Origin of the sequence: Citrobacter sp. MGH105 (genome assembly GCF_001037485.2) — a bacterium.
GTDB lineage: Bacteria > Pseudomonadota > Gammaproteobacteria > Enterobacterales > Enterobacteriaceae > Citrobacter > Citrobacter portucalensis.
Window position 1 is genome coordinate 3,919,988 of sequence record NZ_CP073048.1, and the last position, 12,810, is coordinate 3,932,797.

At 54.4% G+C, this 12,810-nt stretch carries 8 protein-coding genes; 3 read left to right on the forward strand and 5 right to left on the reverse strand.

Annotated features, from left to right (window positions below; all coding sequences use genetic code 11):
* Positions 1 to 33 precede the first annotated feature (33 nt).
* On the forward strand, positions 34 to 936 hold the full coding sequence (locus SK35_RS18975; RefSeq protein WP_003830973.1) for a LysR family transcriptional regulator: 903 nt from the start codon (positions 34 to 36) through the stop codon (positions 934 to 936).
* Here SK35_RS18975 and malZ read toward each other — a convergent pair.
* The 5 genes from malZ to phoB form a co-directional block, all read right to left on the reverse strand.
* A complete protein-coding gene (gene malZ / locus SK35_RS18980; RefSeq protein ID WP_048214802.1) occupies positions 930 to 2,747 on the reverse strand; it encodes a maltodextrin glucosidase in 1,818 nt (605 codons plus the stop codon). The two genes, SK35_RS18975 and malZ, sit on opposite strands and share 7 nt — an antisense overlap.
* Positions 2,748 to 2,885: 138 nt before the next feature.
* A complete protein-coding gene (proY, locus tag SK35_RS18985) occupies positions 2,886 to 4,259 on the reverse strand; it encodes a proline-specific permease ProY (RefSeq protein ID WP_003021504.1) in 1,374 nt (457 codons plus the stop codon).
* Between the two features lie 81 nt (positions 4,260 to 4,340).
* Entirely contained in the window at positions 4,341 to 5,660 is a 1,320-nt protein-coding gene (gene brnQ, locus SK35_RS18990) for a branched-chain amino acid transporter carrier protein BrnQ (protein WP_003021501.1), read from the reverse strand.
* 405 nt (positions 5,661 to 6,065) lie between these two features.
* Positions 6,066 to 7,361 carry a phosphate regulon sensor histidine kinase PhoR gene (gene phoR, locus SK35_RS18995; protein WP_003830971.1) on the reverse strand — a complete coding sequence of 432 codons (1,296 nt, stop codon included), beginning with the start codon at positions 7,359 to 7,361 and terminating at the stop codon, positions 6,066 to 6,068.
* A 50-nt stretch (positions 7,362 to 7,411) separates the two neighbouring features.
* A complete protein-coding gene (gene phoB, locus SK35_RS19000; protein WP_003830970.1) occupies positions 7,412 to 8,101 on the reverse strand; it encodes a phosphate response regulator transcription factor PhoB in 690 nt (229 codons plus the stop codon).
* 190 nt (positions 8,102 to 8,291) lie between these two features.
* Between phoB and sbcD the strand changes: the two genes are divergently transcribed.
* Positions 8,292 to 9,494: an exonuclease subunit SbcD gene (gene sbcD, locus SK35_RS19005; RefSeq protein ID WP_048214803.1), complete on the forward strand. Its 1,203-nt coding sequence runs from the start codon at positions 8,292 to 8,294 to the stop codon at positions 9,492 to 9,494.
* Complete coding sequence (sbcC, locus tag SK35_RS19010; RefSeq protein ID WP_048214804.1) at positions 9,491 to 12,634, forward strand: exonuclease subunit SbcC; 3,144 nt, start codon at positions 9,491 to 9,493, stop codon at positions 12,632 to 12,634. Before sbcD ends, sbcC begins: the two co-directional genes overlap by 4 nt.
* The last annotated feature ends 176 nt before the right edge of the window (positions 12,635 to 12,810 follow it).

The following is a 12,810-nucleotide window of genomic DNA, read 5'->3' on the forward strand; positions in this document are numbered from 1 at the left end:
AGAAGGGTTTAAATTTCAGGATATTTTCTGCTTATGCGCATTAATCTGGATGTTTTGCTTATTCTCGACGCACTCGACAAACAGGGTTCATTTGCCGCAGCGGCCGAGTCGCTGTTTAAAACCCCTGCCGCACTCAGCTATATGATTCAGAAGCTGGAAAGCGATTTGAATATCGAGCTGCTTGACCGTTCCGGGCACCGGGCAAAATTTACCGATACCGGACAGATGATGCTGGAAAAAGGGCGTTTGCTGCTGAATGCGGCAAAAGATCTCGAAAAGCAGGCGGTACAGCTGAGTTCAGGCTGGGAAAAAGAGCTGGCAATTGCGCTGGACGACTCCTTCCCTTTCGCCGCGCTGTTGCCCATTATCGATGAATTTCATGCGCTGAATAAACAAACTCGCCTCAGTTTTACCCACCATACGCTGGCGGGCTCCTGGGAGGAGCTGACCCATAATGGAGCCGATATTATTCTGGGGGCAATTAATGAACCGCCAACGTCTGCAGCCTGGTCCTATAAAATGCTCGGCACGTTGGACAATGTGTTTGTCGTTGCGCCTGAGCATCCGCTGGCAGCAGCAGCAGACGGCCTGACCAACGAACAGTTATGCCTGCATCGGGCGATTGTTATCAGCGACAGCGCCCGCTTCTGCCATCCGTTACAAACCAATCTGATGGAGGAACAGGCGCAAATCCGCGTCGATGACTTCCACAGTAAGGTGATGCTACTACGAGCCGGTATGGGCTGCGGATTTCTCCCCCGCCATATTGCCAGCCCGTGGCTTACCACGGGCGAGCTGGTGGAAAAAACGGTTATCTCATTTCGCCAAAAAGACGTGGCTTATATGGCATGGCGCAATAACCGCGATGGGCTGGCACAGCGGTGGTGGCGGGAAACGCTGCTGGCAAGCCCGGAAATTGCGCGCTTATATCAATGACCTATCCATACTGAGGCGGAAATCGCCGGCAACGTCAGGATATCGTCGGCAAGCATGCCGTTGCCCTCTTTGTGCTGCCATTGACTCACGCTCAGTAATGGCGAGGCAGGCAGGACCACTTCACAAGCGTGGCCACGGTTAATCGCCACCAGTACGCGCTGTCGGTTTAGCACGCGAACAAACACTACCACGTTATCCTCGGCGTAAATCACCTGGCAACCACCGTGGCGCAGCGCCTGATTCTGGTGGCGTAATTTTGCCAACCGCTGATACAACGCCAGCAGAGCAGCGTCCTGTTTTTCAGGCTGCCACGGGAACGGTTTGCGACAAAACGGATCGTTGTTCCCGTCCAGCCCCACTTCGTCACCGTAGTAAATACAGGGCACGCCAGGCCAGGTAAACAGCCATACCACCGCTAGCGGTAACCGTGCGACGTCTTTACCGAGCAGAGATTTAAAGCGGGCGGTATCATGGCTGTCGAGCTGATTAAACATCCGCAGCTGTTGCTGATGCGACAACCCCGCGCGGTAGTTATCCATCCACGCCATACAGGTCTGGGCATCAATGGATTGCGGGTCGTATGAGATATCGGTATTGGCGAGGAATCCCCAGAGGGGGAAGGTAAAGCCGCGATAGTTCATGGCGGCATCTTCTGCATCAGCCTGCAACCACTGGCGCGCATCGCCAAAATGCTCACCCACCACATACGCCTCTGGCTGGGTTTCTTTTGCCGCCTGCGTAATTCCGGCCACATGTTGTAGGTTGTTACGTGCGCCTCCGGCCTCTCCCAGCATGTGCACCACATCAAGACGCCAGCCGTCCATACTCCACGGCGCTTTCAGCCAGTGGCGGACGATACTGTCTCCACCACGATAAATTTCATTCACCAGGCTTTCCGAGGAAAAGTCCAGCTTAGGTAAGCTGGAATATCCCAGCCAGTCGAGCGCAACGCCGTCGGCTGAAAAATGATACCAATCGCGCCAGGGGGATTCTGGGTTATGGCACGCCCCGTCTGTTCCCCGATTATGTCGGTCAAACCAGGCGTGCGAATCGCCGCTATGGTTAAAGACGCCGTCGAGAATCAGACGCATGCCCTGCTGTTGGGTGTTGTGCCGCAGACGCAGTAGTGCCCTGTCGCCGCCAAATTGCGGATCAACATGACGGTAATCTTCGGTATCGTATTTATGCACGCTCGGGGCGGTAAAAACAGGATTCAGGTACAGCGCCGTGACCCCTAACGTTTTCAGGTACGGTAGCTTTTCGCTGATGCCGTCCAAATCGCCGCCATAAAACGTAGAGCCACCGGCCTGAGCCGTAAGCGGTTCGTCCCATTCGCGCCGCACGATGTCGTGTCCGGCGGCGTGGTGGTAATAGACATTATCCTGTCCCGCTTCACGCGACTGGCTGCGGGCAAAACGGTCCGGGAAAATTTGATAGAAAATCTGATCGGCAACCCACTGCGGACCATTCTCCGGCACATCGACGGCAAACTGCTCCAGACGCGCAGGCGGAAAACGGCTGAATCCCTGTGGGGTGAACCACAGCTGACGATCGAGCCAAAGTAATTTAAAGCTATAGCGTCGACGAGGCTGCCCGCTGGAGAGATCAATCGCCGCTCGCCACGCAGTCACGCCCGGCTGCGGCTGGCTGCGCTGCTTGTGCATAGCCAGCGAAATCTCTTCGTTATCGTTTTCTGCGCGTAGCGTCACCCGCTGGGGTAGATTTTCCCCCGCCAACCATAATGTAATCGTCAGTTGATCTTTGTTTTGCTTAACAAATGGGGCAACCGGAAGGTGCCAGGCGTTCAACATCACGTATCCCCTTTGATGATAATGATGTCACCTTGCCATAGCGAAGTGCAGGATCACTCATCATCTTAACGTTTATTGGGGGAGGAGTTCGGGGGAGGAGAAAATTGCCGGGTAACGCAAAGCTACCCGGCAAAAATATTACTGTGCTTCAGCCAGTTGGCGCTCGCGACGGCGCTTGAATCCCCATCCGACCAGCAGCAGGACAATCCACGCAAAGCCGACGTACAGCGAAATACGGGTATCCGGATGATAGCCGATGAGCGCGATGATAAAGACCAGGAAAATCAGGCCAACAACGGTCGTCGTTACCCCACCCGGAACTTTAAATTTCAGCGCTTTGACCTCTTCCGGCGGCAGACGACGACGGAAAGCAATCTGCGACAACAGGATCATAATCCACACCCATACCGTGGCGAAGGTCGCCAAAGAGGCGATCACCAGGAAGACGTTTTCCGGCATGATGTAGTTAAGATACACCGCAAACAGCAGCGCGATAGTCATCACCATTACCGTCACCCACGGCACGCCACGACGCGACGTCTTGGCGAACATTTTCGGGGCACTGCCCTGCTCCGCCATGCCGTGCAGCATACGCCCCACACCGAAGACGTCAGAGTTAATAGCCGACAGCGACGCAGTCAGAACCACAAAGTTGAGGATCCCGGCAGCAAAGGTAATGCCCATATGCTGGAACGTCATAACGAACGGGCTACCGTCGGTACCCACCTGGTTCCATGGGTAGATAGACATAATGACGAACAGCGTCCCCACATAAAACACCAGGATACGCATTGGTACGGAATTGATGGCGCGCGGAATAGATTTTTCCGGGTCTTTGGCTTCGCCTGCGGTAATCCCGATAATCTCAATCCCGCCATAGGCAAACATCACCATTTGCAGCGACATCACCATGCCGAGCCAGCCGTTGCTGAAGAAGCCACCGTTGCTCCATAAGTTATGGATACCGGTAGGTTGCCCACCATTGCCAATCCCCCAAATGATGATACCGAAACCGGCGACAATCATGATGATAATGGTGGCGACTTTGAAGAACGAGAACCAGAACTCCAGCTCACCAAATACCTTCACGCTCATCAGGTTGATGGCGCAGATAATCAGCACCACGCTGAGTACCCAAATCCAGTGCGGTACCGCCGGGAACCAGACGCCCATGTATATGCCGAAGGCTGTCACGTCGGCAATGGCGACAATCAGGATTTCAAAACAGTAGGTCCAGCCGGTAATGTAGCCTGCCAGCGGTCCGAGGTTTTCCTGCGCGTAGCGCGAGAAGGAGCTGGCTGCCGGGTTATGAACAGACATTTCGCCCAGCGCACGCATAATAATGTACGCCGCGACACCGCCGATAATATAGGCCAGCAATACGCTTGGCCCCGCCATTTTGATAGCGTCGGCCGAGCCGTAAAACAACCCGGTACCAATTGCTGAACCTAATGCCATAAAGCGGATGTGCCGGGTGCTCAGCCCACGCTTTAGCTTGTTATTACTTTCCATCGATTCCTAACCTGTTAACACAATAAAAAAACCACGGGGCCATGTTAATAGCCCCGTGGTTAAAACTTATTGTCAGTGATATTAGTGTGCGCTGGAGGTCACTTGTCGACCCGCGGCGCGATCCCAGATAACTGCCAGGACCACCATCACGACTGTTGGCATCAACCACGCCAGCCCCTGCTCCGCCAGCGGTAAACGCTGGGTCCAGGCCGGTAACACGTCGCCAATTGCAGAAGCTTTAATGCCATCAAGGATACCAAAAATCAGGCTGATAAACATCGCAGGTGCAATGACGCGGGAAGAATTATGCCACCATGAGCGGGTAAAGCTTAATACAACCAGTGCGATACATGGCGGATAGATAGCCGTCAGCACCGGAATAGAGATCTGAATCAGATGGCTCAGACCCAGGTTGGAAACCACCATCGAGAAGCCGCCGAGGATAAATACCAGCGTACGATAAGACAGTGGAACGTACTGGGCAAAGAACTCTGCGCACGCACAGGTCAGGCCAACCGCGGTGACCAGACAGGCGATGAAAATCAGCGCCGCCAGCAGGAAGCTTCCTGCACCGCCAAAGGTGTGCTGAACATACGCATGCAGAATCGCCGCGCCGTTAGCAGACTGATCGACCAGAATCGCGCTATCTGAACCCAGACGGAACAGCGCGAGATACAGCAGCGTTAAGCCCACACCCGCCATTAAACCCGCCCAAACGGTGTAACGGGTCAGCAGACGCGCTTCAGTAACACCACGCGAGCGAGCGGCGTTAACGATAACAATACCAAACACCATCGCGCCCAGCGTATCCATGGTCAGATACCCGTTCACGAAGCCATTAGAAAACGCCGCAGTTTGATAGGCTTCCATCGCATTACTGATCGGGCCAGCTGGCCAGACGATTGCAGCGACAGACAGGACCACCAGTGCCAGAATTTTCAGCGGTGCCAGGAAATTGCCCACCGTATCCAGCAGTTTGCCCGGATAAAGCGAAACCAGAATGACAATCGCGAAATAGATAACGCTATAGATAAACAGCGGCAGCGCAGAGTCACCAGTCAGCGGTGCAATCCCGACTTCGAAAGAGACCGTCGCGGTACGCGGGGTAGCAAATAACGGCCCAACGGCCAGATAGCAAACGGTCGCCAGCAACAGACCGGCAACTTTACCGATAGGCGTGCTCAGTCGGTCCACACCACCGCCGACTTTCGCCAGCGCAACAACGGTAAGTACCGGCAGGCCAACGGCCGTAATCAAAAAGCCAAAAGCCGCAGTCCAGACGTGTTCACCTGCCTGCAAACCAACCATTGGGGGGAAGATGATGTTACCTGCACCAACGAACAGTGCAAATGTCATAAATCCCAAAGCGATAATATCGCGCGATTTTAACTGATGGGTCATAAAGTCTTACTGCCTGTGGATGTGGTGTTGAAAATAGTAAATTTTTGCCTTTCCCTGGGGGACAATACAGCGGCATTTTTGCTCAATTCCAGCGGGAAACACTCCCGACCTGGCGCGGCGAAGAATAGTTTTTCGATTTACCGCGTAAATGCAGTCGGTATGACAGCACCTGGAGCGCAATTTAAACGCTTATAACGTTTTAAAGCAAGGTGGGATCCAAAAACCAGAACAATATAGCGATATGAAAAATAGGGTTAGCACAAAACACCATTTCATGGAAAAAGGTATGGGTAATAGTTCGAACAAAAAACAATCAAACGTCGTGAAATTCAGGAGGCATCTATTGACCACATAAAAAAAACCAGCTTGCGCTGGCTTTTGGAAAGATTATCTTACGAATACGTCTTAGCCGTTACTTTTGGCAATGAAACGTTCCGGGATCATGAAACTAAATCGCGTCCCTTTGCCTGGTTCGCTTTCGATGTTCAAACGGCTGTCGTGATGATGCAGCGCATGTTTCACGATAGCCAGACCCAGCCCGCTACCGCCCGTTTGTCGCGATCTCGCCTTATCCACACGATAAAAACGTTCGGTCAAACGTGGAATATGCTCGGGGGCAATGCCCGGACCGTTGTCTTCCACGCAAAACTCCGCCCCCGACGCCACATGCTGCCAGCGTACGGTAATATGCGTTCCCGCTGGTGTGTGGTTCACCGCGTTGTACACGAGATTCGAGATAGCACTACGCAACTGCTCCTCGTTGCCTCGCACGTTCAGGCTGTTATCGACATCAAAGGTAAAGGTATGTTTATGCTGGCTCAGGGTTTGCGCTTCGTGCTCGATCACGCGCAGCATCATGGGCACATCGACTTTCTCATTCAGCTGCAACGTCGGCGCAGCTTCAATTTTTGACAGCGTCAGCAGCTGCTTCACCAGGCCTTCCATACGGTACGTTTGCTCACGCATGGTATGCAGTGCTTTTTCGCGCGTTGTCCCTTCCAGCGGGTGCTCCTGCATCATTTCCAGGTAGCCTTGCAACACCGTCAGCGGTGTGCGCAACTCATGGCTGGCGTTGGCGAAAAAGTTACGCCGTGAACCTTCCAGTTGGTGCATCTGGGTAACGTCGCGCGCCACCATCAACAATTGCTTATCGGTATAGGGCATCACGCGAATTTCCAGATGCCGTCCGGTATTGAGCACCAGATTGATTGGCCGGCTAAAATCGCGCGTTTTCAGATATTGTGTGAATTCCGGGTAGCGCAGCAGGTTAAGAATATTTTGCCCGCTATCGTCCGGCCAACGCAGTCCCAGAACCTGCTGAGCCAGTCCGTTACACCAGAAGATACCGCCTTCTTCGGTGGTCAACACCACCGCGTCGGGTAGTGATTCCGCCCCGCTGCGAAAACGTTTAATCAGGTTACCCAGTTCTCGACGGCGCTTTTTGTTGCGAAGCTGCATTTGATGCAGCCCATATAACAACGGCTCCCAACTGCCTCGCCCCGGTGGCGGCGTCATACTTCTGTCGACCCATAACCACCAGGATAAACGTAATAAATTCCAGAAATGCCAGATAAGCAGGCCCGTTACCGACGCCAGTAAAAACCAGGGCAGGTAACCGAAAAAAGCGCTAAGGATAAATGCCGGTATGCAGCACAGGATCAGCTCCAGTACCAACCTTTTCCATGACAATCGTTCTAGCAAACGTCTTACTCCATAAACGGCCTAATCCATCAGGCCCTGATTCTTGTCAGTCAAAAGCGGGTCGAAAAACGATATCCCGTCCCGCGAACTGTTTGCACCATACGATCGTGTCCGCTGTGCTCCAGCGCTTTACGTAAGCGGCGGATATGCACATCCACTGTCCGGTCTTCTACGTAGACATTGGTTCCCCAGACATGATTGAGGAGTTGTTCACGGCTGTAGACGCGCTCGGGGTGAGTCATAAAGAAGTGCAACAGTTTGAATTCGGTCGGCCCCATATCCAGCGGTTCTTCGCCGGTCATCACGCGATGCGAAGTGGGATCAAGACTCAGCCCCTGCATCTCAATAACCTCTTCCACCGCCATGGGGGAAATACGACGCAGCACAGCTTTAATACGCGCCACCAGCTCCTTGGGAGAAAACGGCTTGGTAATATAATCATCCGCACCGGTTTCCAGACCCCGGACGCGATCTTCCTCTTCTCCCCTCGCCGTCAGCATCATCACGGGGATGTCCCGCGTCATGGCTTCGCGCTTGAGATGCTTAATAAACTGTAGACCCGAGCCGCCGGGAAGCATCCAGTCAAGCAGGACGAGATCCGGCCAGGGTTCATTGAGTTGGTTCACAGCACTGTCATAGTCTTCGGCTTCTACGGGTTGAAAACCGTTTTGCTCGAGCACGAAGCAGACCATTTCACGAATTGGAGCTTCATCTTCTACGACCAGAATACGTCTCGCCATGATTTGCCCTGTTTATAATTAAATCGTTTGCCATCAATACGGTGCCATTATGCGTCAGTTTTATGACAGATTTATGAAAAGATAGTCCAGGTTTAACGCAGCCAGACGAATTATGACAGCCCGGAGACAAGATATTACCGTCCTTGAAAGGTTATAATCCCCGCCACTGTTTTATCGTCATGGAACTCTTATGCGCATCCTTCACACGTCTGACTGGCATCTGGGCCAAAATTTCTACAGCAAGAGCCGCGCCGCTGAACATCAGGCCTTTCTCGACTGGCTGCTGGAGACGGCACAATCCCAGCAGGTGGATGCCATTATTGTGGCGGGCGATATTTTCGATACCGGCTCACCGCCAAGCTACGCCCGTGAGCTGTATAACCGTTTTGTCGTCAATCTGCAGCAAACCGGTTGTCATCTGGTCGTGCTGGCAGGCAACCACGATTCCGTCGCCACGCTCAATGAATCCCGCGATATTCTGGCGTTTCTCAACACCACGGTCGTTGCCAGCGCCGGCCATGCACCGCAGGTGCTGCCGCAACGTGATGGCACGCCGGGAGCAATCCTGTGTCCGGTTCCTTTCTTACGACCACGTGACATCATTACCAGCCAGGCCGGGCTAACCGGACAAGAAAAACAGCAGCATCTGCTGGGGGCGATCACCAACTATTACCAGCAGCAGTATCAGGACGCCTGCACGCTGCGTGGCGATCGAAACCTGCCCATCATTGCTACCGGGCATTTGACCACCGTTGGCGCCAGTAAAAGTGACGCCGTACGTGACATTTATATCGGTACGCTGGACGCCTTTCCGGCGCAAAACTTTCCACCCGCAGACTACATCGCACTGGGGCATATTCACCGGGCGCAGGTTATTGGCGGGACGGACCATATTCGCTACTGCGGTTCACCGATTGCCCTCAGTTTTGACGAGTGCGGCAAAAGCAAATGTGTACATCTGGTGAGTTTCGAAGCGGGGAGACTCAGCGCCGTTGAAAATCTCACAGTACCGGTCACCCAGCCGCTTGCGGTACTGAAAGGCGATTTAGCCGCCATTACCGCCCAGCTTGAGCAGTGGCGTAACGTGCCACAAGAGCCGCCGATATGGCTGGATATTGAAATCACCACCGACGACTATCTGCATGACATGCAACGTAAGATCCAGGCCTTAACCGAAGATTTACCGGTCGAGGTGTTATTGGTGCGCCGCAGTCGAGAACAACGTGAACGTATTATGGCCAATGAACGACGCGAAACGTTAAGCGAGCTAAGCGTAACGGAAGTTTTTGACCGCCGCCTGGCGCTGGAAGAGCTCGAGGAGCCTCAGCGCAAGCGGTTGAATCAGCTGTTTAGCGCAACCTTACACACGCTTGCCGGGGAGAGTGAGGCATGAAAATTCTCAGCCTGCGCCTGAAGAACCTCAACTCCCTGAAGGGAGAATGGAAAGTCGATTTCACAGCAGAACCTTTTGCCAGCAACGGGTTGTTCGCCATCACCGGGCCAACGGGCGCGGGGAAAACCACCCTGCTGGACGCGATTTGCCTCGCCCTGTACCACGAAACGCCGCGCCTGAATACAGTGTCACAGTCGCAAAACGACCTGATGACCCGCGACACCGCGGAGTGTCTGGCCGAGGTCGAGTTTGAGGTGCGCGGCGAAGCCTACCGCGCATTCTGGAGCCAGAACCGGGCACGCAACCAACCTGAGGGCAATCTGCAGGTCCCACGCGTAGAGCTGGCCCGCTGCGCGGACGGTAAAATCCTCGCCGATAAAGTCAAAGACAAGCTGGAGATGACCGCCGAGCTTACCGGGCTGGATTACGGGCGTTTTACCCGTTCGATGCTGCTGTCTCAGGGCCAGTTTGCCGCCTTTCTTAATGCCAAACCGAAAGAGCGCGCCGAGCTTCTGGAAGAGTTAACTGGTACTGAGATCTACGGCCAAATCTCCGCCATGGTGTTTGAAAAGCACAAGTCAGCGCGTACGGAGCTGGAAAAACTGCAGGCCAAGGCCAGTGGCGTGGCGCTGTTAGCACCAGAGCAGGTGCAGTCCCTGACGGAAAGTTTGCAGGTACTTACTGACGAAGAAAAACAATACCTTACCAGCCAACAAACTCAGCAACAGCATCTCAACTGGCTTATTCGGCAAAATGAGCTTCAGACGGACATAAACCGCCACCAGCAGGCATTACAGGCAGCACTTCGGGCGCAAGAAGACGCGCAGCCACAGCTGGCAGCGCTGAGCCTGGCGCAACCGGCCAGAGCATTGCGCCCTCACTGGGAGCGAATCCAGGAACAAACGGCTACTATCGAGCGTACGCGCCAGAAGATTCAGGAAGTGAATGCTCGCTTACAAAGCAGCTTAGCGCTGCGCGGACGCATCCGTCAGCAGGCGCACACGCAGTCAGCCACTATGCTGGCCGAACAACAGACGTTAACCGACTGGCTGAACGAGCATGACCGCTTCCGCTTATGGAGTAGCGAACTGGCTGGCTGGAAAGCGCTGCTGGCGCAACAGTCCGACGCCAGCACCCAGCTACTCCAGTGGCAGCAGCTGCGGGAGAATGACACACGTAAGCTCGATGCACTGGCGCTTCCTGCACTGACCCTTTCGCCGCAGGAAGTGACAGAAGCGCTGGCGCAACATGTGCAGCTTCGTCCGCTACGCCAGCGGCTCAGTAATCTGCACGGGCAAATCGCCCCGAAGCAAAAGCAGCTGGCACAGTTACGCGCTACGCTTGTACAACGTCAGCAAGAACTGACCCAGCGCAACGCGGTACTCGCCGAGAAACGCCAGCGCTATAAAGATAAAAACCAGCAGCTTACCGATGTGAGACTCATTTGCGAGCAGGAAGCCCGCATCAAAGATCTGGAAAGCCATCGGGCATTACTGGAATCCGGCAAACCTTGTCCGCTTTGTGGCTCTACTACACATCCGGCTATCGAGCGTTACCAGACGCTTGAGCTGAGCGTAAATCAGGCACGACGTGAAGCGCTGGAAAAAGAGGTCAAAACGCTGGCCGATGAGGGCTCAACCCTGCGCGGGCAGCTTGAGGCGATAACGCAGCAACTTCAGCGCGATGAACATGAAGCACAGAGGCTTTCTCAGGAGGAGCAAGCACTTACTCAAGAGTGGCTGACCGTTACCGCCAGCCTCAACGTATCGCTACAACCGCAGGATGACATTGCCCCGTGGCTGGCCGCTCAGGAAGAGTACGAACAACAGCTTCACCAGTTAAGCTTGCGTCATACCCTGCAGGCGCAAATCGCCGCGCATACCGAACAGATTACTCAACTCCAACAGCATATTGACCAGCGCCAGGCGACGTTAACCTCAGAGCTGGACCGTCATGGCCTGGCCCTTCCGCCCGAGGATGAAGTCTCCTCATGGTTAAGCGAACGGGCGAACGAAGCGCAAATGTGGCAACAGCGCCAGAATGAACTGACTGAGTTACAGGCCCGGATTGCCCAGCTTGCGCCGCTGCTGGAAACGCTGCCAGAATCTGAGGTGCTTTCTGAAAACATTGAGGATCTGTCGCTGGAAAACTGGCGGCAGGTGCACGACGATTGCCTCTCTTTACAGGGACAGTGGCAAACCTTGCAGCAGCAAGAAGCACAGGACGTTCAGCACGCCGCAGAAATTCAGGCACAATTTGATGCCGCATTGCAGGCCAGCATCTTTGACAATCGTGACGCCTTTATCGCCGCCCTGCTGGATGAAGAGACCTTCAACCGTCTTGAGCAGTTGAAACAATCGCTGGAAGTCCAGCAACAACAGGCACAAACGCTGCTTAATCAGGCCCAGCAGGCGCTGGCGACTCATCAACAGCAGCAACCAACCGGGGTGGATCTCACGCTCACGGCACAACATCTTCGCGACACGCTGGCGCAGCTCACCCAACTGCTGCGGGATAACACCACTCGTCAGGGAGAAATTCGCCAGCAACTCAGGCAGGATGCTGAAAACCGCCAGCAACAGCAGGCGCTGATGCAGGAGATTGATAACGTCGCGCAACAGGTCGAAGACTGGGGCTATCTGAATGCGCTGATCGGCTCGAAAGAGGGAGATAAGTTCCGCAAATTTGCCCAGGGACTGACGCTGGATAACCTGGTCTGGCTTGCCAACAACCAGTTAACCCGTCTACACGGTCGCTATCTGTTGCAGCGCAAGGCCAGCGAAGCGCTGGAGCTGGAGGTGGTCGATACCTGGCAAGCCGATGCGGTGCGTGACACGCGTACGCTCTCCGGCGGCGAGAGCTTCCTGGTGAGTCTGGCGCTGGCGCTGGCATTGTCCGATCTGGTCAGCCACAAAACACGAATTGACTCCCTGTTCCTCGACGAAGGCTTCGGCACGCTGGACAGCGAAACGCTGGATACCGCTCTGGACGCGCTGGATGCGCTCAACGCTAGCGGTAAAACCATTGGCGTGATCAGCCACGTCGAAGCAATGAAAGAACGCATTCCGGTGCAGATCAAGGTGAAAAAAATCAACGGTCTGGGCTACAGCAAACTCGACAAAATGTTTGCGGTGGAGTAATCGGCCAGCGGATGTGGTGTCACAGGCCGGATAAGCGTCATCGCTATCCGGCACGCTATGTAGCACAATAATGCATACTCAGGGACGGATATGAAATGGCATTCCACTTCGCTTATCCGCAAGCTATCGCTATTGGCGGCGAACGTTCGCCGCTATGACGCACATCCTGCGTCTTT